Here is a 24,860-nt window from a genome sequence, read left to right as displayed (position 1 = left end):
AGGTTGAATAAAGATTCGAAAATATATGTTGCGGGACATCGTGGAATGGTGGGCTCTGCCTTGTTGCGCCAGCTGGAGGCAGAAGGTTTTACCAATCTGGTTTTAAGGACTTCAAAGGAGCTGGATCTGATCGATCAGAAAGAGGTTGTCTCTTTCTTTGAACAGGAAAAACCTGAATATGTTTTCCTGGCTGCAGCCAAAGTGGGAGGGATAGAAGCTAATAATACTTACCGGGCACAATTTCTTTACGAAAACCTGATGATACAAAATAATGTGATCCATCAGAGTTATGTTCATGGAGTAAAAAAACTTTTATTCCTGGCTTCTTCCTGTATCTATCCAAAATTAGCTCCACAGCCAATAAAGGAGGAATATCTGCTTAGTGGGAAGCTGGAACCTACTAACGAGCCTTACGCGATTGCTAAAATAGCAGGGGTTAAAATGTGCGAGAATTATAACCGGCAGTATGGCTGCAAGTTTATTTCGGTTATGCCTACCAATCTGTATGGTCCTAACGATAACTACGATCTACAAGAATCTCATGTGCTTCCTGCCTTATTGCGTAAATTTCATGAGGCTAAACAAAAAATGGATTCAACGGGCAAATTAGAAACTGTCGAACTGTGGGGTAGTGGAAATCCCAGAAGGGAGTTTCTACATGTAGATGACCTGGCAGGAGCCTGCTATCATTTAATGTTAACTTTTGAAGGTAATATTAGTGTTAATGTAGGTACAGGCAAAGATATCTCCATTAAAGAGCTTGCTGAACTTGTTAAAGAGATCACCGGTTTTGAGGGGAAGCTTGTTTGGAACGTAGATAAACCTGATGGCACTCCAAGAAAACTGTTAGATGTTTCTTTAATAGAAGATCTGGGCTGGAAATACAGTATTAAACTTCAAGAGGGGATAAGGAAAGTGTATCGTAAAAAATTTCTAAGTTAGATGCCTAGAAGACCATTAATATCTATTATTACGGTAAACCTCAATGATGTAAAAGGTTTGGAGAGGACGTTGAAAAGTGTTTTTGAACAAACCTGGCAGGAATTTGAATTTATAGTTATTGATGGTGCCTCTTCAGATGGGAGTAAAAAGCTAATTGAAAGTCATAATGAGAAGATAGATCGTTGGGTTAGTGAACCCGATAGTGGAATTTATAATGCCATGAACAAAGGGATTGAAATGTCCACTGGCCGATATTTATTATTCTTAAATAGTGGTGATCTCTTGAATACAAATGATATTCTTGAAGAAAGTTATGGACATTTAGCACATGAAGAGATAATTTATTTTAATGTGCTTGTAGAGGAAAAGGATCAACTTAAATTAATAGAATATCCACAGCAATTACGATTTTCAGATTTGCTATACGGAACTGTATGTCATCAATCGGTTTTTATAAGAAAGGAATTATTTTATAAGGCAGGTAAGTATGACGAAACTTTGAAAATTGTATCTGATTGGAAATTTTTGATTATATCACTGTTTAAGGAGAACTGTACTTATAAAAAAGTTGATCTTCAACTAAGCATTGTCAATTCAGAAGGGATAAGTGCTTTAGCTGAAAATGAATCATTGATTCTTGCGGAAAGAGAAAAAGTAATTCAAGATCATTTTAAGGCGTTTTTAAAGGAGGTTGAAGAATTAAACGATCTTAAGTTTCTAGTGGAAAACCTAAAAAAATCTCGAAAAATAAATTTATTAGTAAGACTGGGATTATTAAAGAAATTTTAAATCAGACTTATGGCCTATGATGCTTTAAATTTATTTAGGATAATCTTTTCTTGCAGAAAAATATATTCCAAAATTTGGATTAAGTGTCTGAAATAAGATAATGAAATTATTAATAACCACCCCATTTTTAGTAACCGTTGGCGGAACAGAAATAGAAACGCTTATTACTGCACAAGAACTGGCAGGCTCAGGACAGTTTCAAAAAATTGAGATATTTTCTCCTTACAAACCAGAGTTACAGAATTTTCAGGATCTAATTGTAGCTCAAAATATAAAATTTATTACCTATCCTGATTTTTTTAAAAAGCCACTTATAAAAAAAATCAACACCTTTTTAAGGCGAGTTTTTAATATAAAGTATTCTTTCATTGAGGATATGTATTGGAAGCTGCAATTCTTAAAACGATTTGACTATGTCTACGTTCTTACCTCACCCTCTCAAAAATATTATTTCCCAATATTTCGAAATTTTGATCTTAAAAAATGTTTGGTTAAATATACAATGATAGAGGAACAGGATTTTAAGGTGATGAAAAAAGAGTATCTAAAAGCCATTAAATGGAATATTGTTATGAGCTACAGGCATAAGGATCTTTTCAATACTATGCTTGATAGTAATAATATAGTTGTACAGGATATTATAATAGCCAATGAAGAACGTCTATTGCAATCTAAATCAAACAGGTCTTTTACTTTTGGTTTATTATCCAGGTTTTCTAGAGAGAAAAGGATAGAACAAGCAATTCTACTCATATATAATTTAACGTTAAGTGGTTTTAATCCTAATTTGATTATTCAGGGAGAAGGGGATAATAACTATGTTCTAGAATTAGAGAAATTAATAGAAGAATATAGCTTAGGGAATAATATAACATTACTAAAAAGAAGTATTTCTCCATCCAATACTCATTTATTTTATAAGAATATCTCATTTTTTCTAATTACATCAAAATTCGAGACAGGACCTTTAACCGGATTGGAAGCAATGGCTGCCGGAGTTCCGGTTCTATCTTTTGATGTAGGCGCTATGAAAGAACGATTAGGAAAACATACAGATTTAATTGTGAACGACTTTGAGGAAATGGTGGAAGTGGCAAAAAATCTAATGCAATTAAACGATGAAGTTTACCACAAACTTTCTACCTCAATAAAGAAGACTTATATTTCCAACTGTTCTAATTCACCCAAAATTAAGTCCCTTGGGAAACTCTTTTTTAATTGATAATGGTATGAAAGGATTGGTGTCTATAATAATTCCCTGTTATAATGATGGACGATATATTGAGCAGGCTATTCAATCAATTTTAAATCAAACTTATTCTAATAGGGAGATTATAGTCATAGATGATGGGTCTGATAATGAAACCAAAAATATTCTTAGGGAACTCGATCAAAAAATAGACCTATTGATAACCCAGGAGAATCAGGGTACAAGTGTAGCTAGAAACACAGGTATTTCTTCTGCAAATGGAGAATTCATTCTTCCCTTGGACGCCGATGATTTTTTTGAACCAGACTTTATTGAAAAAAGTATAAATATTTTAGAAAACGATGCAAAAGTAGGATTAGTAACCTGCCATGCTCATATATTTCAGGGTGAGAATATTAGCGGTGAAATTATCTCTATGGGAGGGGAGGCAAAAGATATGTTGATAAGGAATGGAGTTCTGGCTAATTCTTTATTCAGAAAAAAAGTATGGGAAGATGTTTTAGGGTATGATGAAAAAATGGTCAATGGTTATGAAGATTGGGATTTTAATATATCCATTACCAAAAAAGGCTGGCAGGTTTATGTGATCGATGAATTTCTTTTTAATTATCGATTGAAGAAGAACTCAAGAAATACTTTTGCAAATTTTTCTCATAAATATGATTTGCTTACCTATATTAATTTAAAACATCAAGATACTTTCGTAAATAACTATAGTGAAAATATCCAGAATCTTTTTTCTCAGATGGAAAAAATCGAAAAGGAAAAAATTAGAATAGAAAACTCATTATCTAATCGATTAGGGATGGTAATCTTAAAGCCAATCAGGCTTATTAGAAGTATATTAAATAAAAATTCTACTAGTTATTGAATTTAAATTTATGAGCAAAAAAAAACCTGTAATAATTGAAATTCTGGGAGGTATAGGGAATCAAATGTTTCAATTTGCACTCGCAAAAATTTTAGCTGAAAAAAATGACTCAGAATTATTTATTGACACTAACTTTTATAAAGAAACATCTCAAAACTTAAAGAATTTTCCAAGGTATTTTTCTGTTGGGATTTTTGACCTGCAATTTAAATTGGCAACTGAAAAAGAAAAAATTTTTTTTAAACATCCTTCATTAAAAAACAGGCTAAATAGAAAATTGGGACTGAATTATCCAAAAGTCTTTAAGGAGAAATCCTTTAACTTCGATCCAGAACTGCTTACCATGAAAGCGCCAATATTTTTAAAAGGATATTTTCAGAGTTACAAATACTTTGCTGGGACAGAAAGTAAAATAAGGCAATTGTATGAATTTCCTGATGAAAAACTAGATAGTAGAAATGAAGAAATTAAAAATAGAATTATTACTAAAACTTCTGTTTCTGTTCATATTAGGCGGGGAGATTATGTAGAGAATAGAAAAACCCAGGATTTTCACGGTAATTGCTCTGTCGAATATTATAAGAAGGCAGTTGAATATTTATCAGCAACAATAAAAGATTTCAACCTGGTATTTTTTTCAGATGATATTGCATGGGTTCAAAACCAATTTAAAGATTTGCCGTATGAAAAAAAATTTGTGACCGGCAATCTATACGAGAACAGTTGGAAAGATATGTATTTAATGAGCTTATGTGATCATAATATAATTGCTAATAGTTCATTTAGCTGGTGGGCAGCCTGGCTTAACAAAAATCCAGAAAAGAAAGTTGTAGCTCCAAAAAAATGGTTTGCTGATATGGATCAGGAACAAAAATCATTAGATTTATTACCTCCAGACTGGGTACGCATTTAAAATAAGTAGAAGAACTCTTAATGATAGAAAAACTATCTATAGTAATCCCGTGTTATAATGATCCTTTGTTCATTGAAGAAAGTATAGATTCTGCCATTTCTCAATCTTATGGAAATAAAGAGGTTATTGTCGTAGATGACGGTTCAAATTTTGAAACTAAGGGAATTATAAAAAGTTTTAAATCAAAAATTGACTTAATAATAACACAGGACAATAAAGGATTAAGTGCAGCAAGAAATAAGGGGATTCAAGAGGCTAATGGAGAATATATCATCGTACAGGATAGTGATGATTATTTCGACTCTTCCTTTGGTGAAAAAGCAATTAATATTATAAGATCAAATGAAAACTGTAAAATTGTAACTTGTGAGGCCAGAAGATTTAGTCAGACAGGAACTATAGATATTTTCACTCCGGTAGGAGGGAACCTTCAAAATTTCTTATTTCAAAATTCAGCGATCGGAAATGCATTATTTAGAAAAGATGATTTTTTGAAAATTGATGGTTATGATGAGGAAATGACTCAGGGTTTCGAAGATTGGGAGTTTTATATTCGTCTTTTAGCGTTGGGGGGATATGCACATGTCATTAAAGAACCATTATTTAATTATAGGCAGAAGAATATTTCAATGCGAAAAAAAGCAAATCAGATTCAATTTGAAATATGGGAATATATTTTTAAAAAAAATCGTCATTTGTATCTTTCCAGTTATGATAAATTGATCGAGAACTATACTAAGACATTAAGAAAGGAAAGAAACCAGTTTTTAAAATTGAAAGATTCAAAAGAATATATCTTAGGGGGCTTAGTACTAAAACCTTTTAGATATTTGAAAAAAAGATTCTTATCCTGATATGATTAGAAATATTCCAGAAGTTACGATTATAATGGCTACGTATAACCGGGCTCATTTTATCCTTGAAACTTTAAAATCTATCCAGAAGCAGAGTTTTCAAAACTGGAATTGTTTGATCATCGACGATGGTGGGAGTGATAACACTTTTGACGTGATTGAACCAATTCTTAATGCTGATACACGCTTGAAATACCAACAGCGGCCTAAAAATTATAATAAAGGTTTACCCGGTTGCCGAAATTATGGTCTGGATATAGCTACCGGAGAGTATATATTGTTTTTTGATGATGACGATATCGCTCATCCAGAATTGTTAGCAATTTCACATTCAGAGTTATCTAAAGGGGAGTTCGATTTTAGTAGATTTAAAAGGGAAACTTTTCAAGGAGAGTTTTTTTACAACTTCGATAATAATGCAAACATAACACGTGAATATTTAGGTGTAGAGAAGATCGAAAAAGTAGTCCTGAATGAAATTCCTTTTAATTCATGCCAGATTTTATGGAATAGAAGGTGTTTTGAAAATAAGCGGTTTAAGGAAGATTTAATGTACGCTGAAGAATGGGAACTTTACTCCAGGATTTTATCTGATAACTCTAAGGGAGTCTTAATTAATAAAATACTAATGTATGGGCGTAAGCATGCTAATTCTAATACGGGAGAATATATGAGTGGAAACCAAATAAGGATTCAGTCTCATATAGAAGCTTATATTTTGGTATTCAAAAATTTAGTGACTAAAGACTTAATAACTCAAAATCTTTTAAAGCATTTTTTACAGATGAGTTTTTATTTTAGGTCAACGCGAATGATAAAACTGGTGTTAAAAAAATCTAATTATTCTAGTACACGCAAGCAATTGTATAGGGCAGGATTCTATTTTTATCCGTTAATTAGACCTCTTTTTATTATAAAAGGTAAAATAATCGACGCTTGAAAACTTTAATTTGTTTTGGTACACGTCCAGAGGCAATTAAGATGGCTCCGGTGATACATGAGCTGAAGAAGCGAAGTATTTCACATAAAATATGTATAACAGCCCAGCATCGCGAAATGCTGGATGGTGTGCTCCGTTTTTTTGAAATTAAGCCAGATTATGATCTGGATCTGATGACTAAAAATCAGAATCTAAATCTTCTTAGCTCTTCTATTTTAAAGGAGTTCAATACAATACTTCAGAAAGAAAAGCCTCATGTTATTCTGGTTCAGGGTGATACCACCACAGCATTAATGGCTTCTATAGCATCTTTTCATAGCGGTATTCCCGTAGGACATATTGAAGCTGGATTGAGAACTTATAATTTGCAGGCTCCTTATCCCGAAGAGGCCAATCGCCAGTTAATTGGTAGATTGGCTAACTTTCATTTTGCTCCTACCTTAAGTTCAAGACAAAATTTATTAAAGGAAGGTGTGCCGGACGATAGAATAGTTTTGACCGGGAATACTATTGTTGATGCCTTAAATTTTGGAAAGTCTAGATTAGATAGTATTGCTAAAAATAGTGTGACACGGGAAATCAGGAAAAAATTAGATCCTGATAAAAAGACAGTTCTGGTAACTGGTCATAGAAGAGAAAATTTTGGTGACGGCTTCGAGGAGATATGCAATGCCCTGAAAAAAATAGTTTCAACAAAAAAAATACAAATAGTTTTTCCGGTTCATTTGAACCCAAATGTTCAAAATGCAGTATTAAAAAATCTCGCAGAAGTAGACGGTATTCATTTAATAGATCCTGTAGATTATCCAGTTTTATTATGGTTGCTGAGTATTTCTGATCTGATTATTTCCGATTCTGGAGGTATCCAGGAGGAAGCACCAAGTTTTAATAAACCAATAATTGTTACCCGTGAAGTTTCAGAACGCATGGAAGGTGTAGATGCTGGAATTGCATTTTTAACTGGAGCATCAGAAAATAAAATAACGGAAAAAGTTTTTTATTTATTGAACAATGACTGGACGGGACTTGATGAAAATCCATATGGTGACGGACATGCCTCTGCAAGAATAGCTGAGTTTTTAATAATGATGAATGAAAAATAAAAAACCAGCAAAAATTTTAATCGTTGTAGAATCCATAGATGTGGAAAATAGTAGTGGGTCTAAGGCTAATGTTGCCTTGATCCGAAATTTACATAATGTGGGTTATGAGTTGAAAGTATATCATTATTCCAGGAAAGAAATTCAAATAGGGGATATTGAATGTATTAACATTAAAGAGCGCAGAAGGAACTTAACTTTTTTGATCAGCAGAATAGAAAGGTATACTCGTAAATATTTAGGTTTAAATTCAAATAAATATATTGAAAACCAATTCGGTTTTTCTTTTACTCTTTTTAATGATCGCAATAGTATTATTTCAGAATTAAGAAGGGATAACTTTAATGCTGATCTGGTTCTTAGCCTTAGTCAGGGAGGAAGTTTTAGGCCACATCACGCCCTTCTTAAAATGCCAGAATTTCATGAAAAATGGATAGCATACATACATGATCCTTATCCAATGCATATATTTCCACCTCCTTATACTTATAGTGAGCCGGGATGGGAACAAAAAATAAAATTCGTAAATAAAGTATTTAATACCGCCAAATATATTGCCTTTCCCAGTAAGCTGCTACTAGAGTGGATGCATGATCATTATAATTTCGATATGGAAAAGGCTGTGGTTATTCCACACCAGTTAAATAAATCTACTAACAAACCAATTGACTATCCCTCTTTCTTTCAGCCATCGAATTTCAATTTAATTCATGCTGGAAATTTGTTGTGGGGAAGAGATCCTAAAGGTTTAATTCAAGGTTTTCAAAAGTTTTTAAAGATCTATCCAGAAGCTAAAACTCACGCGCGATTGATTTTTATTGGCGGTAAAAATCACTATTCCGACTACCTAAAGAAGGTTTCCTCAATTACTAAGGAGATAGAAATAAGTCAAGATTATATGGCTTTTGATCAGGTGAATACATTGCAAAAACAAGCTTTTGTAAATATAATTCTCGAAGCAAAGGCTGAGGTGAGTCCATTTTTGCCTGGGAAATTTCCACACTGCATACATGCCAATAGGCCTATATTATTACTTGGTCCATCTAAAAGTGAATGCAGAAGATTACTGGGTGATGATTATTTTTACTGGTCTGAGATTGATGATATAGAGAAAGTGTTTCTAACTATTGAAAGCTTATATATTAAATGGAAGAAAAATGATTTATGCGAACTAAATAGGACAGACTTAGATTATTATTTATCAAAAAATCATCTTAGTGAAATTTTAGATTCAATACGTGAAAAACCTTAGAAGAATATAGAGATACTGTGTCCATATTAATTAATTTTTAGAATACCAAAGCTCTCAAAGCATTCTAAATTTTTTTGCTTAGCTCTTGTAGAAGTTTTATGATGCAAGGATATCATTGCATTTTTTAACGATGTTATCGAGCATTTTCTTATGAGTTTCTTTCCAAAATTTTTCAGGTTTTTCTGTAAAGGAATTGTAAACATTTATACACTTATTTAATCTATTAATGAAATCTTCAGTACTCATATTTTTAATAAAATCGAGTAATTTCTCTGGATTTTCAATTTCTGAATAATCTATAAAACTTTTCCTGGGGAAAATCTCATAGATCGAGCTTTTTGGTCCGCCATAATAGATAGGAAGACAGTTGTTTTCAATGCTTTCCCAAATTTTTTCTGTGATATATTTAGGATAAACCGTATTTTCAAAGCAGAGATTAAAGTTATAGTTCTTTAAAATATCCTTCTTTCTAGTATGCCTGTCAGTAAACCTTGAATCTTCTATAGATATACCTTTAGGCCAGCCCTGACCATAAATATCTATCATATTTTCAGATAATAAGTGGTGAGCAATATCGGACCTTTTTTTAATAAGATCTATATTACTTCCGCCGACTATCAATTTACTTGTTTTTCCTCCATTATAATAAGACATTAATGCTGCTACTTTTCTATTTGAAAGTTCGAAGTCTTTATTTAGAAGATCAAGTTGAGGTTTATTAAGAAATCTCTTTTCCTGATAAGTTACATTATTTCCAAAAACATCGCCGGTATAGATGTTCATTACATTTACTTTAGGGAAAATTAAAAAAGGGTAGTAAATAGAGGAACTGGTGGTTGAAAATCTGGGTTCCTGAGCCCAAATAAGATAATTTTTCCTCCCGGGATTTTTTAAAATAAACTTTTTAAGACTTCGATGATTTCCGGCAACAAAAATATCTGCCTTATTTTTATTCTTCGTTATTTTTATTCCTTTTTTATTCAAATACAAAAGGTCGTCCTTAGAAAAATTTTCATCAAAGGGCGTATAGGGTAAATGGCCAATTTTAAATATGTTGATCATTTATTTTCTTATTTTAACCAAAGCTAACATTTTAATTTATTTTAGCTTTTAATACTTGAATTATGGCCTTTTTAAGAAAGGAGATAAAAGATCCTGTAATAATTTAATTTTCACAATTACTTTATGAGAATACTAATGGTATCCATGTTTTCAATTCATTTTTTCAGATGGGCAGAACAATTAAGAGATACCGATCATGAGGTTTATTGGATAGATGTATTTGATTCTAATACCTACGTGAAAAGTTTAGATTTTGTAGAACAAACTGTGGGCTGGCGCAATAGATGGAATTATCCGGGAAGGTATTTGTTGAAATCTAAGGCTCCTGTTCTAAATAAATTTCTAAATAAACTTAATCAAAGGGATCTAAAATCTATTCTGGAAGAAAAAATTAAAGAAATTAAACCAGACATTGTTCATTCTTTCGTACTACAGTCTGCTGCCTTCTCTATTTTGCCGGTAATGCGAAATTTTCCAAATATTAAATGGGTCTATTCGGCATGGGGAAATGATTTGTTTTACAGGCAAAACTTCGATAGGGATTTGAAGAATATAAAAGAAACCCTACTCGAAATTGATTATATGTTTGCCGATTGTTCTCGAGATTATTTATTGGCTAAGGATTTTGGATTTAAGGGTAAATATTTAGGCACTTATCCTACAGGTGGTGGGTATAATTTAGAAGAATATGATAAATTTATCTCTAGCTTTAAAGAAAAGCAAGGTATAATCATAAAGGGATATCAAGGTAAATTGGGCAGGTGTAATAGGGTGCTCGAAGGCTTAATTAGAATTAAATCTGAATTAAAGGAATACAGGATCACGGTTTATGGTGCAAATAAAGAAGTTTTTGAATTTGCCAGAAAAAGTGGATTGTTGGAGTGGGATAATTTTGACGTAAAGTATAACCTTACTCAAACAGAAGTTTTAAAACTAATGGGCAGTGCAAAAATTTCAATTGGGAATAGTATTTCAGATGGTCTGCCTAATACACTACTTGAGTCGATAATTATGAATTCGTTTCCTATTCAGTCAGATCCGGGGGGCGCCACCTCCGAATTAATAGGTCATGAGAAAAATGGATTTTTGATTAATGACCCTGAAAATTATAACGAAATTAGAGAATTAATAGTAAGAGCAATTAATGACCCGGCGTTTATAAAAAAGGCTATTGAGCATAATACCGAGCGAATTAAACCCTTTTTAGATAGGGATTATATTAAAAATGAGGTGCAAAAGCAGTATAGGTCCATAGAAAAACAGCTGATAGGTTAATATGATAATCATTGATAAGCCCCAATTAGAAAAAAGAGATGATAAGGTCATATTATCAGTTGACTTTGAAATTGAAGCTAATAAGAAAAAATTATGGTATTCTTTTTCAAATAAGTATAAAGAATATTTAATCGTTGAACAACTTGATGCCTTTGTTGTTGGATTATTGTTTTTAGGTCTAAAAACAGGTCATGATCTCAAATTAAAAGGTCCTATATCAGCCAGGCTTTTTTACAGTCTTAATCATTATTTATTAGATGCGTTCTGTTTAGTTAATCCTAATTATAAAAGAATAAAAATTATTCCATCATCCTTATGTACTTCAGATTTTAATGTAGCTAACACGGCAGGAACTGGTTTGTCCTGCGGAATTGATTCCTTTGCTACTTATTTTGATCATAAAGATGAAGTAAGTCCATATCTGATTGAATATTTCACTTTTTTTAATGTAGGCTCCCATGGTGATAATGGAGGAGATAAGGCCAGGAAAATTTTCAACGAAAGGTTTAATAATGTATCTCAATTTGCCGAAAAAGTTAACCGAGAAGTTATTACAGTAGATTCTAATCTTAGCGAAATTTTAAAAATGAAATTTCAGGAAACCTATAATCTTAGAACCATTTCCTGTGCACTTCTTTTGCAGAAATTATTTAAGAATTATTATTATTCCTCTGGTACACGTTTCGATCATTTTGCTTTTAATAATAAGGAAATAGCAGATCTAGATATGCTAATAATTCCAAACCTATCTACAGAATCAACCTCTTTTTTTGTAAGTGCACTTAAATATTCCAGAATAGAAAGAACCAAACTAATCTCAGAATTCCCTCAAACATTCGAACATCTCGATGTATGCACTCATCCTTATATAGAAGGGAGAGATGAAATAAATTGTTCAGAGTGCTATAAATGTCAAAGAACAATGCTCACCTTGGAAATACTGGGGAAACTGGAATTTTATGCAAAAGTCTTCGATCTTAATAAGTTTAGAAAAAACAAGAAGAAGTATATTGGTTGGCTACTGTCCAAAAAGAAAAAGCTAACGCTAGACAGAGAGTTAATAAGAGTTATAAAAGAAATGAACCAGATAGATTCAGAAATCTACTTTTATATGATTAAGAATATATTATATCGTCAAAAATTAAAATTAAAAAGGATCTTTAACTCATAATGCTTTCAATATTATATCCATATCGTAATAGGGACTCAAAAAGGATAAAAAGATCTTTCGATTCACTCTTAGAACAAACCAATAAGAACTTTGAAGTTTTCTTTATTGATTATGGATCTACTCCTGATCTGGCTGTAGATATAAAAAGATTGTGCCAAAACTATCCTTTTATTAGCTACCAGTTTTATCCCACTCAATACCAGCCCTGGAATAAAAGCAGGGCTCTCAATTCGGTGATCAAAAATTTAAAAACGGACTTTTGTTTTGTTGCAGATGTGGATGTTATTTTTCATCCCGAATTTGTGGAAACGGCTTATAATTTGACGAAAACAGGACAGACCACTTATTTTCAGGTAGGTTATTTAAGTTCATCAGAAAGCCGGAAGACCAAAGCATTTAGTGAATATTCAGATTACAGGTTAAGTACAAACGAAGCAACAGGGTTAAGTCTTTTTCCTGTTGCTCAGTTAAAGGAATTAAATGGGTTTGACGAATTTTATCATTTCTGGGGAGCTGAAGATACCGATATGCACATAAGATTGAAAAATGCGGGTTACGGGGTTAAATTTTATGATGAAGAACTCTTATTATTACATCAATGGCATCCTTCTTACCAAAGCCGCGAGAGAACAGGATCAACTTCCGAACTTAAGCTTTCAGGAATACTTCCCCTGAATCATCAGCATCTTAAAAATGCTATGAAAAATGGAATAACAAAGATTAATAATGATTCTTGGGGTGAAAATCTAAGCAAAGAAGAATTTGATGAACTGGAAGAGGCCGCATTATTCAAGGAAGTTACTAATGAGAAACGACAGGTAGAAGATGTCTTATTCGGACAATTACCTGGTTTTAAAACGGGAATTATAAAGATAAGGATTGTTACAGATCCTTTTGAGGACACTTTAAAATATAAGACCAAAAGACTTTTAGGTAAAAAAGTGCCTGAATATTATACTTTAACAGAGGTAAACGATAAGGTATTGTTGCATCTAATTTCATTTTATCGCGATATACCATATTCCGTAAAGGTAAATCATGACAATTACGAAATAGAAGTTGCTATAAAATTTTCTTAGTTCATGTCTTTAAAACTAACGTTTAAGAGTTTTTTTTTCAGGTTTTTAGAGATCCTGCCTAATAAGCAGGGGGAGCAGGTTTATCATAAAGTTCAGGAGTTATTCAGTAAGGAGAACCTGGATTTTAAAATTAGATCTTCACATAACACTTTCAGGACTTTCCAAGATATAACCCGGGAACAAGGAATAGAGATTAAAGATCGGGTTGTTATAGAAATAGGATCGGGTTGGTTACCCCTAATGCCTTACTTTTTTCGCTACATGGGAAAAGCAGAAAAAGTTGAAACTTTTGACCTTAATAGGCATTATCAAAGGGAAAATATTGAAAAGTTAAATGAGGCTTTTTCGGGAGAATATGAAGTAGAAATCAACAAGGTTAAAGAGTCAGCTTACTCACTTCCTGAAGCGATCAAGTATTACCCTAACTCAAATATTTTAGACCAAAAGCTTACAAATTGTGATCTGGTCTTTTCCCGTTTCGTATTGGAGCATTTGAGACCAGAAACAATTAAATCTATGCACCTCAAATTTAAAAAGGAATTAAAGCCGGGAGCTCATATTGTACATCTTATTTCTCCCGGAGACCACAGGGCCTATTTGGATAAAGAGCTTTCCCTTCAGGATTTTCTAAAGTATTCACGAAGGGAATGGCAAAAGAAACAAACCAGGTTTGATTATCACAATAGATTAAGGTTACCAGAGTATTTAGAGATATTTAATAACCTGGATCTTAAAATTGTCCATCTTACCTATGAAGTACCTGATAGAAATTCAGAATATTACAGGAAATTTGAAGCTCTCAATTTGCATCCTGATTTTACAGATTTTACAGATGAGGAACTAATGGCTGGGGCAATTAATATTATTTTAAAAGTATAATTTATGTTTATAATCGCTGAAGTAGGTCAGGCCCATGAGGGAAGTCTTGGAATGGCTCTTTCTTATATTGATGCGCTCGCAGAAACTGGGGTGGACGCTGTGAAATTCCAAGTACATATTGCAGAAGCAGAGAGTAGCATTTATGAGCCTTTCAGGATCAAGTTTTCTGAGCAGGATAAAACAAGATTCGATTACTGGAAAAGAATGCAGTTTACTCCCGAAGAATGGAAAATTCTGAAAGATAGGTGTGCAGAAAAAAAAGTTGAATTTTTAGCTTCTCCTTTTAGCAATAAAGCAGTAGATCTCCTGGAAGAATTAGGAGTAGAACGATATAAGATAGGTTCTGGTGAGGTTAACAATTTCTTACTCCTGGAAAAAATTGCAAACACCGGGAAACCGGTAATTCTATCTTCCGGAATGAGTTCTTTTTCTGAACTGGATTCGACTGTTGAATTTTTAAAGGAAAGAAAGGTACCTTACAGTATCTTGCAATGCACTACCGCATATCCTACACAGCCCGAGCAATATGGATTGAATGTGATACCAGAACTAAGGGAGCGATATAAAGTTGAGGTAGGTTATTCAGATCATTCCGCAAAAAAAGAGACCTGTATAGCTGCTACAACTCTTGGCGCTGAAATTCTTGAATTTCATGCAGTATTCAGTAGAAAAAGTTTTGGTCCTGATGCAACTTCCTCTTTAGAAATTGATGAGATTACAGAATTGGTTAGCTCAGTAAGAAATATTTCAAAAGCCTTAATGAATCCGGTAGATAAATCGGATAATAGAGAATATGAAAAATTAAAATCTATTTTTGAGAAATCTTTGGCAGTAAATAAAAATTTAAGGAAAGGGCATATACTTAAATTTGAAGATATGGAGGCTAAAAAGCCAAAAGATAAAGGGATAGATGCCAAAGAATTTAGAGAAGTAATGGGGAAGAAACTTAAGAATAACCTTAATAAATGGGATTTTTTAAAGGAGAAAGATATTTTGAATGAATAAAAAGGATTTTATAAAAGAGCAATACAGTAAATTTTCAAGAACTGAAGGGAGTCAGTTCATTACTAGTGAGTATGCATTGGGCGAAATTCTTAATTTTATAAATAAATTTAAACCAGAGAATATTCTTGAAGTGGGTGTCGGCATAGGTACTATTTCTGACTCTATAATTAAGGCTTATAAAAATGAGTACGGACCTAAGGTTTACGGCACCGAAAATAACGAATTTTGTCTTTCTAAATTACCTGAAAACCTCGGTAAAGATTATAGCTTTCTAAAATTATTCCCTTCTATTCAGAATTTGCCAAGAGATATAGAATTTGACTTGATAATAATTGATGGTAAAGAATCTAATTTGAAATCCATAAAGCATATCATGAATGATCATTGTATTATTTTGGTAGAAGGAGACAGAAAGGAGCAAACAGAAATTTGTCAAAATCTTTTTCCCAGTTCGAAGTTCGTACATTTGATAACCAGCAAGAAGAATAGTTATTACTCAAACCGAGCTAAAGAGCATTACCAGGGAGGTATTAAAGTGATATTTACGGATCCTCACTTTACTCATTTTTTAGAATGGTTTAAATTAAAGTTAACTTCAAAATTTCATTTCCAAATTAGAAAATTTTCAAGATGAAAAAGCGAAGAAAAATCTGTGTAGTTGTAACTGCCCGACCGTCTTATAGTCGTATTAAGTCCGCTCTTACTGCTATCGAAGCTCATCTATCTTTGGAACTTCAGCTGGTAATAGCCGGTTCGGCATTATTGGATAGATATGGAAACGCCGCAGATTTCATCGAGAAAGACGGTTTTAAAGCTGCTACAAAGGTCTTTATGGTCCTGGAGGGAGAAAACCCTACTACTATGGCTAAAACCACGGGGATTGGAGTAATGGAACTAACAAATGTGTTTTATAACCTGCAACCTGATGCAGTTGTAACCATAGCCGACAGGTTTGAGACTATTGCTACCTCCATTGCCGCGGCCTATCAGAATATCCCCCTGGTGCATATTCAGGGAGGGGAGGTGACCGGGAGTATAGATGAAAAGGTTAGACATGCTAATACGAAACTGGCTGATCTACACCTGGTATCCAGTGACGATGCCAGAGATCGGGTAATTAAATTAGGAGAAGAACCACGAAAAGTGATTAATACGGGATGTCCTTCAATTGATCTAGTTAAACAGATTGAAAACGAATTAGAACTAAATTTTGATCCTCTTCAGAAATATGGAGGTGTAGGTGAAAATATTGACTGGAAAAAAGGTTATCAAATTGTAATGCAACACCCCGTTACAACGGAATTTAAAAGTTCGAGAATACATATAGAAGAAACTCTAAGGGCTGTACATAAAAGCGGTTTGCCCACATTCTGGTTTTGGCCAAATGTTGATGCAGGATCTGATGGAACTTCTAATGGAATACGTGCTTATCGGGAGCTTAATGATCCAGGAAACATTCATTTTTTTAAGAATATGGAACCTCTGGATTTTTTACGTTTACTTAAATTTTCGAAACTTCTTATTGGTAATTCTAGCGTTGGAATTAGAGAAGCCAGTTCCCTGGGTTTACCGGTAATCAATATTGGTAACCGACAGAATAGAAGATTGCGGGCCGAAAATGTTACAGACTTACCATATTCTGAAATGGAAATTTTAAATGGAATACAGGAATTATATCGGCGGCCTTTATATACACCATCAGCGATCTATGGTGAAGGGTATTCCGGTAAAATCATTGCCAATATTTTAGCAACGACGGAACTCAGCTCATCGAAAACAATCACTTACTAAATATGTCCTTTTATAGAAATCATATTCTAAAAGGGAAAAAATCTTAATAGAATGTTTGCAGAGAATCAAGATATTCGAAATGTTAATTCTGATGCGGAAATTGTAAAGTGCATTCAAACTGGCACCTACGGCCAAATGCCAGCTCAAATAATTGAATTCTTTAACAGCTTACCAAAAACGAACTTTTATGATTATTTAAGAACACTAGCTGTACCATTTTTATTTAATGCCTTTGAGAGAAACTTAATGGGGGATAAAAATCCAGTAATTTCTTTTAAAGAAGATTTGTTTAAGCTTAAAAAACTTACTTCTAATATAATAGAGTCTGGACCATTAGAAGAATTAATGTCTCAGATTATGATAGATGATAAAATTCCGGAATTCCCCGAAGAAATTAAGGTCCATACAGGAATTCATTATGGAAAATTATTTCAGGAATTTGATCACTATAGCTTTTTTGACGAAGCCAAAGATCTTTTGGAAACAAGGTTAAAAATAAATGACATACATATTCCGGAACTTAGAAAAATGAAAGTATTAGATCAGGGTTCTGGAGGGGGTAGATATACAGCTGCGTGGAAATTGTTAGGAGCAAAGAGTGCAGTTGGATTGGATTACTCTGAAATTGGAATACAGGATGCAAGGGCCAGAGTTAAAATGGCTAATATTGATAATATTGAGTTTGACTTGGGATCGGTATTAGATATGCCTTATGAAGATGAAAAATATGATTTTGTTTTTAGTAATGGTGTATTACACCATACAGAAAATTGGAAACAAGGTATTTCTGAACAACTTCGTGTATTAAAACCTGGTGGATATGGATGGCTGTATCTAATTGAGGATCCTGGAGGTTTGTTTTGGGATCAAATTGAGCTACTTAGAGCTATCATGAAAAAAGTAAATAAATCCTTTGCTCAACAAGTAATGAAATCTTTAAATATTCCGCCTAATAGGGTTTTTTATATGTTGGATCATGTAATGGTCCCTATAAATACACGTTTGGCAAAGGAGGATATTGAAAGTCAATTGGTATTAAATGGAGCAACTTCTATTCATAGACTTAATAGAGGTGTCAAATTTGACCGGGTAGAGTATATTTATAAAAATATTCCTTATTCAAGCGAAAAATTTGGAATAGGGGAGAATAGGTATTTTTTTAAAAAAAAATAAAATTAGATTTGAAAATATTAGGCGTAATTCCAGCTCGTGGCGGTAGCAAGGGAATCCTCGGAAAGAATATTAAGTTGCTAGGGGGAAAACCACTCTTAGGCTACACTATAGATTCCGTTGTAGAATCTAAACTGCTTACAAAATGCATTCTTAGTTCCGATTCCGAAGAAATTATAAAAGCAGGGAAGCGACTGGGGGTAGAAATTCCCTTTATAAGACCGGCTGAATTTGCTAAAGATGAAACACCTTCTATTGAAGTTATAAAGCATGCACTAGAATTTTTTGCAGCATCCAATGAATATTTTGATACGGTCTGTCTACTCCAGCCTACAACCCCCTTCCGGAGAGATGGACTTATAGATGATGCAATCAAAAAATTTGATTCAGGAAGCTATGATTCACTGGTAAGCGTTCGCAAAGTTCCCCACCAATATAATCCTCATTGGGTATTTGAAGAAAAGAAAGGGAAACTGGAAATTGCTACCGGAGAGAAGGAAATCATTTCTCGCAGACAGGAGCTGCCGAAGGCATACCACAGGGATGGAGCAATTTATCTTACAAAGACTGAGGTTATTTTAAACTCTAATTCCCTTCTTGGCAATAAGATTGGCTTTATAGATACCACAGATGAGGATTATGTGAACCTTGATAGCATGGAGGACTGGAAGAAAGCCGAAGAAATTCTGAAAAAAAGAAGTTAATGTGTGGTATTGCCGGAATTATTGGAAATCGAATTCAGGAGACTGATATTGAAAAAATGCTTATCTCCATAGCTCACCGTGGTCTTGATGCCAGGGGTATTTATGAAGACAAGGGATTTGCGGTATTAGGACACAATCGCCTTTCTATTATTGATCTTTCGCATGAAGCAGATCAGCCTTTTAATGATCCTACCGGCCGTTATCACCTAAGTTATAATGGAGAGATTTACAATTACCAGGAATTAAGGACTGAAATAGGCCAGAGATATGAATTCAGAACCAGTTCAGACACCGAAATTTTACTGGCGGCCTATATTCTTTGGGGAAAAGTTGCCTGAAAAAATTAAATGGAATGTTTGCTTTCGCCATCTGGGATAGTAAGGAGAAAAAGCTTTTTGCAGCCCGCGACAGATTTGGGGTCAAACCTTTTTATTATAATTACTCCAATAATGATCTTCTTTTTGCCAGCGAAATTAAAGCTATCCGCAGGGTGAAACCGGCAGAACCCAATGAAAAATTATGGGCTAATTATTTTTGTTTTGGTTCTTATGGATCTCCATCAGAAACTTTTTATAAAGATATAGAACAACTACCCGCAGGACATTTTATAGAATTTAAAGACGCTAATCTCTGTATTGAAAAATGGTATGATTTCCCTGAGCAGATCAGGACTATTTCAAATAATCATTCAGCAAAGAAAATTAAAGAGAAATATCTGGAGTTGCTTATTGATTCTATTAGGTTAAGGTTCCGGGCAGATGTCGAGATTGGATTCAATATTAGTGGAGGTATAGACAGTTCGTTATTACTTGCACTGGTTAATAATTACAGCAAAAGTAAAAAAATAAGAGCTTTTTCATTTTATACGGGTGATGAACGATATGATGAACTGCCGTGGGTAGAAAGAATGATAAGGCAAACCGGGAATCCTCTTGAAAAGGTAAGACTTAGCTTTGATGAAGTACCCAGATATGCAAAATTATTAAGTGATATTCAGGAAGAACCTTTTGGGGGAATACCTACCATAGCCTATTCCAAAATTTTTGAAAAAGCGAACCAATCGGGGATTAAGGTTTTGATGGATGGTCAGGGAATGGACGAGCAATGGGCGGGATATGATTATTATTCAGCCCAAAGCGATTCTGTAGTACAGGGTACCGGAAATTCCAGCTCTTTTAAACCAAATGTCCTTAACAGCTCTTTTAGAAGTCTGGCCCAAAAACCAGAGTATCCCACACCTTTTAACTCCCGAATTCAGAATTTGCAATACCGCGATCTCTTTTATACCAAGCTCCCGAGGGCATTGAGATTTAATGATCGTATATCAATGGCTTTTAGTACTGAGCTAAGAGAACCTTTTCTTGATTACAGGTTGATGGAACTCGCATTTTCCCTTCCGGATGCTATGAAGATCAATGGAGGAACACATAAATATTTATTACGCGAGATTATAAAGGGATTTGTACCGAATAAAATTTCAGAGGCCCCCAAAAGAGCCTTGCAAACGCCGCAAAGAGAGTGGTTAGGTGCAGAACTAAAGACTTTTGTAACGGAAAACTTAGCCAATTTAGAAAACTCCGCTTTTCAATCCTGGTTTGATCATGATCTTATCCGGAAAGAATGGGATCTATATAAAGAAGGTCCAAAAACCAATAGTTTTTTCCTTTGGCAATGGATAAATACAAGTCTTATAGCTTCCGGTATTCAGGAAACTACTTAGTTTTCTATATTTGGAGAGTTCTAAAAACTTTATCTGAATTGAGATCAAAAAAACTTTTAGTAATAATCCCAGATGGTGTTGGCTTGAGGAATTTTGTTTATACTAAATTTCCGGAAGAAGCGAAAAAAGCAGGGTGGGAATTACTTTTTTTAAATATGACCCATTTTGATCTGAAAGGGAGGGGGCATAGCGAGATAAAATTAGATCCTAAGCCTTCAGCGTGGACAGATATTTTAAAACGTGCTAAGATTCTCATAGAACTAGATCTTTTTAAAAATAAATTCGATGATCCGGTTTATGAAAAATATAAATTTCCAGCCTCGAATAAAGGCTTTAAAAATAAGTTGAAGAATTTTATTCTTAGCATCCTGATAAGGAGATATAATTCAGAAAGTGGTTTGGTGAAATTAAGACGGAAGATGAAGGATGCTGAAAGAAAAACCGGATATTATAACACTTGTTTGGAAATATTAAAACGAGAGAATCCAGATGTGGTATTTTGCACAAATCAAAGGCCTGTAAATGCAATATCACCAATCACTGCCGCTCAGGATCTTGGTATATCTACTTCCTGTTTTATTTTTTCCTGGGATAATCTTCCTAAGGCAACTAAGGTGCTTGATCCTGATTATTATTTTGTCTGGAGTGAATATATGAAGAATGAATTGCTTCAATATTATCCAGATATAAAATCTGATCAAATTAAAATTACGGGTACTCCCCAATTCGAAATTCATAATGACAGATCGGTTATTATAAATAAGAAGGATTTTTTTGATATTCATGGATTAGATAAGGAAAAAAAATACCTGTGTTTTTCCGGAGATGACATTACCACTTCTCCTCATGATGAGTATTTTTTGAAAGATGTAGCAGAAGAGGTGGAAAAACTAAATCAAAAAGGACATAGGCTGGGGATAATTTTTAGAAGATGTCCAGTAGATTTTTCAGAGCGCTATGATAAGATACTAAAGGATCATAAAGGTCTTATAGTACCTATTAATCCTTTATGGACTGGAGGGGAAGGTTACTGGAGTCATGCTATACCCACAAAAGATGATCTTCATTTACAAACAAACATTATTGAGTACAGTTTTATGGTGATAAATGTAGGTTCCTCTATGGTCTTCGACTATGCGGCTAAAGGAAAACCCTGTGCCTATCTAAATTATTTACCTTCTGTAACAAACCTGGAAAAAGACATCAGGGAAGTTTATTCATACACTCATTTTAAGTCTATGCCAGATAAAAATTCTGTTTACTGGATAAATAAAAAGTCTGATATATCTTTAATAGTAGAAAACGCATTGAAAGATCCACATGCTGTTGTATTTAATGCTCAAGACTGGTTTTTTAAAATTAATAAGACTAATTCTGAAATGAATGCCTCAAAACATATAGTCAATCAATTAGATAGCTTATTATAATATGCATGTAGCCTTTCTAACTCCCGAATATCCACACCCCCTTTGTCATCCCTCAGGAGGTCTTGGAACGAGTATTAAGAATCTGGCCGAGGCTCTGATAAGAAAAGGAGAAGAGGTGAGCTTGATAATATATGGACAGAAGGAGGAGTCGAATTTTGAAGAAAGCGGCATTCATTTTTATCTTTTAAAACAGAGAGGCTATTTTTGGGGAGGCTGGTTCTTTTATAGAAAACATATTCAAAGGTTTATAAATAATCTTATTAGCGTTAAAAATATCCAGATACTTGAGGCTCCAGACTGGACGGGGGTCACAGCATTAATGAATATAAATTGCCCGGTGGTAATACGTATGAATGGGAGTGATGCTTATTTTTGCAAACTGGATGGGAGACCACAAAAGCTAAAGAATCGCTTTTTTGAGAAAAGAGCTTTAAAAGCTGCTGATTCTCTGGTAGCGGTTAGTGCATTTACCGCAAGGAAGACCAATGAAATTCTTGGATTGAAAAGGTATATTGAAATTATTCCAAATAGTATAAGAATTGAAAAATTTGAACCCTCAGTAGATGAACCTGCTCCTAATCGTATATTATATTTTGGATCTTTAATTAGAAAAAAAGGTATTATAGAACTGGCATATATTTTTAACCGGGTAAATGCTGTTCTTCCAGATGCTGAATTAATTTTGATAGGAAAGGATGTACCTGATATTTTTGAAAAGAGATCGACTCTGGAAATTTTCCGGGAAAAACTGACGGAGATTGCTGAGCCAAAAGTAAAATATCTGGGAGCTGTTTCTTATGATGAGGTTAAATCACATATTATGAGCGCTAAAGTGGTAGTACTGCCAAGTTTTGCTGAGGCTTTGCCTATGACCTGGCTGGAGGCGATGGCCATGGAAAAAGCATTGGTGACTTCAGATATTGGATGGGCAAAGGAAGTAATGATAGATGGAAAGACCGGTTTTACGGTATCGCCTGAGAATCACCAGCTGTATGCTGAAAAAATTATTGAACTTCTTAGGGATTCCGACTTATGTAAAAAATTGGGAAAGAATGCCAGGATTAAGGTTATGAATGATTTTTCATCTGATTTGATAGCAGATAGAAATATTGATTATTATAATTCAGTTATAAGTAAATACCAGGATAATTGATCTATTTAAATCATTATAATTCAGCAGAAGTAAAATCTGTAATTAAAGATGGAGAGCAAATTCAGTTTTCCCATTCAAACCTGGTGATTTGCTTTTGGGAAATTTGCGAGAGGTATCCTGAGGAATTAATAATTTGGAAAGACGAGGAAATCAATGCAGATTTAAATGATGACCTAAACGATATTTTTAAACATGATTGCATTATGGCCTCATATCATATAGAATCTAAATTTCTTCCTGATTCCATAGGGTATATAGACCAGTTTCCTTTTGTGAATCCAGCATATGAGGTGAAATATCCAACCTGGAGAATGAGTACAGATGTTGGGGGTATCAAAGCTAAAACAGCTCTTAAATTTAAATGGATATTTCAGAATATTGAAGACTTTGGTTACCTCATTAATTCTATTGGTAAGTTGGGGCAGCAGAATTCCCTTTTTTGTTATAACGAACCTGATTTAGTAAAAGCAAATTCCCAACCTACTTACCAGAGCAAGGCATCAATATCTCAATTATTCAATTTTGTAGCTCAACATTATAAAAAGGAATGGTTATTTGTTCTTTTATTCTGCTATATTAAATATGAGAAACAATTGCCTTTGTGGTCATTTATTAAAAGTTATTTTAAGAGATCCTGTTTTCATAAGGAAATTGACCTTTCAGATTTAAAAGTTCCTCTGAAAAAAACCAAAGGTTTAAGAAATACCGTAGATGTAATAATCCCAACAATAGGAAGGCCTGAATATTTAAGAAAGGTATTAATTGATCTAAAAGCACAGACACATTTTCCTTCAAAATTGATAATTGTTGAACAAAACCCAGATCTCAGTTCCAAAACACAATTGGATTTTATAGATAATGAGGTATGGCCATTTGAAATAGTTCATCATTTTATTCATAAAACAGGGGCCTGTAATGCTAGAAATCTTGCCATGCAATCAATAACTGGCGACTGGATGTTTTTTGCCGATGATGATATACGCTTTGCTGAGAATATTATAGAAAAGGCTTTAGAAGAGTTACATCACCTTGATATTTGTGCCCTCAATTTAAATTGTATACAGCCAGGTGAAAATACTTTTTTTGAAAAGATCAAGCAATGGGCAGCATTTGGTTCAGGTACTTCTATAGTAAGATCTTCGTACGCTTTGAAATGTAGGTTTTCAGAGGCTCTCGAATTTGGCTTTGGTGAAGACATTGATTTTGGATTACAATTAAGATCTCATGGTTGTGATATTGTTTACCATCCAGAGGTGAAGATTACACATTTAAAGGCTGGTAGTGGGGGGTTCCGGAATACACTTAAAGACAGATGGGATAATTCCAAATTAGAGCCTAAGCCTTCACCTACCATGATGTGGTTGGCAAAAAAATATTATTCTACTGAGATGAGAAGGGGATATAAGGTGAGTCTATTTTTAAAGTTCTATAAAAAACAAAAGATAAAGAATCCAATCAAATATATCGAAATGATGAGAGACAGATGGGCTTTAAGTGAGAAGTTAAGCAGTAATTTGCCTTAATTCTCAGGGCAATTAAATAGAATCATCAAA

General features: G+C 33.7%; 24 protein-coding genes. 23 read left to right on the top strand and 1 reads right to left on the bottom strand.

What is annotated here, in order from left to right; translation table 11 throughout:
* Positions 1-3 precede the first annotated feature (3 nt).
* The 9 genes from BLT95_RS06310 (at position 4) to BLT95_RS06270 (ending at position 8,871) form a co-directional block, all read left to right on the top strand.
* Complete coding sequence (locus BLT95_RS06310) at positions 4-942, top strand: GDP-L-fucose synthase (protein ID WP_089665270.1); 939 nt, start codon at positions 4-6, stop codon at positions 940-942.
* Positions 943-1,731: a glycosyltransferase family 2 protein gene (locus BLT95_RS06305; RefSeq protein ID WP_089665269.1), complete on the top strand. Its 789-nt coding sequence runs from the start codon at positions 943-945 to the stop codon at positions 1,729-1,731. It begins immediately after the preceding gene.
* Positions 1,732-1,831: 100 nt separating this feature from the next.
* Positions 1,832-2,953 carry a glycosyltransferase gene (locus BLT95_RS06300; RefSeq protein WP_089665268.1) on the top strand — a complete coding sequence of 374 codons (1,122 nt, stop codon included), beginning with the start codon at positions 1,832-1,834 and terminating at the stop codon, positions 2,951-2,953.
* Positions 2,931-3,812 carry a glycosyltransferase family A protein gene (locus BLT95_RS06295; RefSeq protein WP_231896423.1) on the top strand — a complete coding sequence of 294 codons (882 nt, stop codon included), beginning with the start codon at positions 2,931-2,933 and terminating at the stop codon, positions 3,810-3,812. The genes BLT95_RS06300 and BLT95_RS06295 overlap by 23 nt, the downstream gene beginning before the upstream one ends.
* Positions 3,813-3,822: 10 nt before the next feature.
* On the top strand, positions 3,823-4,725 hold the full coding sequence (locus tag BLT95_RS06290; RefSeq protein ID WP_089665267.1) for an alpha-1,2-fucosyltransferase: 903 nt from the start codon (positions 3,823-3,825) through the stop codon (positions 4,723-4,725).
* A 20-nt stretch (positions 4,726-4,745) separates the two neighbouring features.
* Positions 4,746-5,579, top strand: a complete 834-nt coding sequence (locus BLT95_RS06285) for a glycosyltransferase (protein WP_089665266.1) — start codon at positions 4,746-4,748, stop codon at positions 5,577-5,579.
* Between the two features lies 1 nt (position 5,580).
* The gene (locus BLT95_RS06280; protein WP_089665265.1) at positions 5,581-6,519 is read left to right on the top strand and encodes a glycosyltransferase family 2 protein; all 939 of its coding nucleotides are present in this window, start codon (positions 5,581-5,583) and stop codon (positions 6,517-6,519) included.
* A complete protein-coding gene (gene wecB / locus BLT95_RS06275) occupies positions 6,516-7,622 on the top strand; it encodes a UDP-N-acetylglucosamine 2-epimerase (non-hydrolyzing) (RefSeq protein WP_089665264.1) in 1,107 nt (368 codons plus the stop codon). Before BLT95_RS06280 ends, wecB begins: the two co-directional genes overlap by 4 nt.
* Complete coding sequence (locus BLT95_RS06270) at positions 7,612-8,871, top strand: UDP-glycosyltransferase (RefSeq protein WP_089665263.1); 1,260 nt, start codon at positions 7,612-7,614, stop codon at positions 8,869-8,871. The genes wecB and BLT95_RS06270 overlap by 11 nt, the downstream gene beginning before the upstream one ends.
* A gap of 96 nt (positions 8,872-8,967) precedes the next feature.
* On the opposite strand, the gene BLT95_RS06265 is transcribed toward BLT95_RS06270, so the two are convergent.
* Positions 8,968-9,933 (bottom strand): glycosyltransferase family 10, encoded by a 966-nt coding sequence (locus tag BLT95_RS06265; RefSeq protein ID WP_089665262.1) that lies wholly within the window; start codon positions 9,931-9,933, stop codon positions 8,968-8,970.
* 123 nt (positions 9,934-10,056) lie between these two features.
* Between BLT95_RS06265 and BLT95_RS06260 the strand changes: the two genes are divergently transcribed.
* Genes BLT95_RS06260 through BLT95_RS06200 form a run of 14 tightly spaced genes read left to right on the top strand, consistent with a single transcriptional unit; the run spans position 10,057 to position 24,830 of the window.
* Entirely contained in the window at positions 10,057-11,208 is a 1,152-nt protein-coding gene (locus BLT95_RS06260; protein WP_089665261.1) for a glycosyltransferase, read from the top strand.
* A gap of 1 nt (position 11,209) precedes the next feature.
* On the top strand, positions 11,210-12,379 hold the full coding sequence (locus BLT95_RS06255; RefSeq protein ID WP_089665260.1) for a hypothetical protein: 1,170 nt from the start codon (positions 11,210-11,212) through the stop codon (positions 12,377-12,379).
* Positions 12,379-13,458 carry a glycosyltransferase family A protein gene (locus BLT95_RS06250; RefSeq protein ID WP_089665259.1) on the top strand — a complete coding sequence of 360 codons (1,080 nt, stop codon included), beginning with the start codon at positions 12,379-12,381 and terminating at the stop codon, positions 13,456-13,458. The genes BLT95_RS06255 and BLT95_RS06250 overlap by 1 nt, the downstream gene beginning before the upstream one ends.
* A 3-nt stretch (positions 13,459-13,461) precedes the next feature.
* Positions 13,462-14,337 (top strand): hypothetical protein, encoded by an 876-nt coding sequence (locus BLT95_RS06245; RefSeq protein ID WP_089665258.1) that lies wholly within the window; start codon positions 13,462-13,464, stop codon positions 14,335-14,337.
* Between the two features lie 3 nt (positions 14,338-14,340).
* On the top strand, positions 14,341-15,342 hold the full coding sequence (locus BLT95_RS06240; RefSeq protein WP_089665257.1) for an N-acetylneuraminate synthase family protein: 1,002 nt from the start codon (positions 14,341-14,343) through the stop codon (positions 15,340-15,342).
* On the top strand, positions 15,335-15,976 hold the full coding sequence (locus tag BLT95_RS06235; protein ID WP_089665256.1) for a hypothetical protein: 642 nt from the start codon (positions 15,335-15,337) through the stop codon (positions 15,974-15,976). The genes BLT95_RS06240 and BLT95_RS06235 overlap by 8 nt, the downstream gene beginning before the upstream one ends.
* Entirely contained in the window at positions 15,973-17,133 is a 1,161-nt protein-coding gene (gene neuC, locus BLT95_RS06230) for a UDP-N-acetylglucosamine 2-epimerase (protein ID WP_089665255.1), read from the top strand. The genes BLT95_RS06235 and neuC overlap by 4 nt, the downstream gene beginning before the upstream one ends.
* Positions 17,134-17,184: 51 nt before the next feature.
* Positions 17,185-18,306, top strand: a complete 1,122-nt coding sequence (locus tag BLT95_RS06225; protein WP_089665254.1) for a class I SAM-dependent methyltransferase — start codon at positions 17,185-17,187, stop codon at positions 18,304-18,306.
* An 8-nt stretch (positions 18,307-18,314) separates the two neighbouring features.
* Entirely contained in the window at positions 18,315-19,007 is a 693-nt protein-coding gene (locus BLT95_RS06220) for an acylneuraminate cytidylyltransferase family protein (RefSeq protein ID WP_089665253.1), read from the top strand.
* Complete coding sequence (locus BLT95_RS14460; protein ID WP_231896422.1) at positions 19,007-19,345, top strand: hypothetical protein; 339 nt, start codon at positions 19,007-19,009, stop codon at positions 19,343-19,345. Before BLT95_RS06220 ends, BLT95_RS14460 begins: the two co-directional genes overlap by 1 nt.
* A 14-nt stretch (positions 19,346-19,359) precedes the next feature.
* Positions 19,360-20,727, top strand: coding sequence for an asparagine synthase-related protein (locus BLT95_RS06215; protein ID WP_231896421.1), 1,368 nt, complete (start codon positions 19,360-19,362; stop codon positions 20,725-20,727).
* 38 nt (positions 20,728-20,765) lie between these two features.
* Entirely contained in the window at positions 20,766-22,154 is a 1,389-nt protein-coding gene (locus tag BLT95_RS06210; protein WP_089666860.1) for a UDP-glycosyltransferase, read from the top strand.
* 1 nt (position 22,155) lies between these two features.
* Positions 22,156-23,307: a glycosyltransferase family 4 protein gene (locus tag BLT95_RS06205; protein WP_089665252.1), complete on the top strand. Its 1,152-nt coding sequence runs from the start codon at positions 22,156-22,158 to the stop codon at positions 23,305-23,307.
* Positions 23,304-24,830, top strand: coding sequence for a glycosyltransferase family A protein (locus BLT95_RS06200; protein ID WP_089665251.1), 1,527 nt, complete (start codon positions 23,304-23,306; stop codon positions 24,828-24,830). Before BLT95_RS06205 ends, BLT95_RS06200 begins: the two co-directional genes overlap by 4 nt.
* The last annotated feature ends 30 nt before the right edge of the window (positions 24,831-24,860 follow it).

It is taken from the genome of Gramella sp. MAR_2010_147, from assembly GCF_900105135.1.
GTDB lineage: Bacteria > Bacteroidota > Bacteroidia > Flavobacteriales > Flavobacteriaceae > Christiangramia.
Note: the sequence above shows the minus strand (reverse complement) of the source record. Positions and strands in the feature narration are given on the sequence as shown.

Coding starts and splice junctions, on each gene's coding strand:
- BLT95_RS06240 (WP_089665257.1), top strand. CDS start 14,341: ATGTTTATAATCGCTGAAGTAGGTCAGGCCCATGAGGGAAGTCTTGGA.
- BLT95_RS06245 (WP_089665258.1), top strand. CDS start 13,462: ATGTCTTTAAAACTAACGTTTAAGAGTTTTTTTTTCAGGTTTTTAGAG.
- BLT95_RS06285 (WP_089665266.1), top strand. CDS start 4,746: ATGATAGAAAAACTATCTATAGTAATCCCGTGTTATAATGATCCTTTG.
- BLT95_RS06265 (WP_089665262.1), bottom strand. CDS start 9,933: ATGATCAACATATTTAAAATTGGCCATTTACCCTATACGCCCTTTGAT.
- BLT95_RS06300 (WP_089665268.1), top strand. CDS start 1,832: ATGAAATTATTAATAACCACCCCATTTTTAGTAACCGTTGGCGGAACA.
- BLT95_RS14460 (WP_231896422.1), top strand. CDS start 19,007: ATGTGTGGTATTGCCGGAATTATTGGAAATCGAATTCAGGAGACTGAT.
- BLT95_RS06255 (WP_089665260.1), top strand. CDS start 11,210: ATGATAATCATTGATAAGCCCCAATTAGAAAAAAGAGATGATAAGGTC.
- neuC (WP_089665255.1), top strand. CDS start 15,973: ATGAAAAAGCGAAGAAAAATCTGTGTAGTTGTAACTGCCCGACCGTCT.
- BLT95_RS06205 (WP_089665252.1), top strand. CDS start 22,156: ATGCATGTAGCCTTTCTAACTCCCGAATATCCACACCCCCTTTGTCAT.
- BLT95_RS06225 (WP_089665254.1), top strand. CDS start 17,185: ATGTTTGCAGAGAATCAAGATATTCGAAATGTTAATTCTGATGCGGAA.
- BLT95_RS06250 (WP_089665259.1), top strand. CDS start 12,379: ATGCTTTCAATATTATATCCATATCGTAATAGGGACTCAAAAAGGATA.
- BLT95_RS06215 (WP_231896421.1), top strand. CDS start 19,360: ATGTTTGCTTTCGCCATCTGGGATAGTAAGGAGAAAAAGCTTTTTGCA.
- BLT95_RS06280 (WP_089665265.1), top strand. CDS start 5,581: ATGATTAGAAATATTCCAGAAGTTACGATTATAATGGCTACGTATAAC.
- BLT95_RS06260 (WP_089665261.1), top strand. CDS start 10,057: ATGAGAATACTAATGGTATCCATGTTTTCAATTCATTTTTTCAGATGG.
- BLT95_RS06290 (WP_089665267.1), top strand. CDS start 3,823: ATGAGCAAAAAAAAACCTGTAATAATTGAAATTCTGGGAGGTATAGGG.
- BLT95_RS06270 (WP_089665263.1), top strand. CDS start 7,612: ATGAAAAATAAAAAACCAGCAAAAATTTTAATCGTTGTAGAATCCATA.
- BLT95_RS06305 (WP_089665269.1), top strand. CDS start 943: ATGCCTAGAAGACCATTAATATCTATTATTACGGTAAACCTCAATGAT.
- BLT95_RS06235 (WP_089665256.1), top strand. CDS start 15,335: ATGAATAAAAAGGATTTTATAAAAGAGCAATACAGTAAATTTTCAAGA.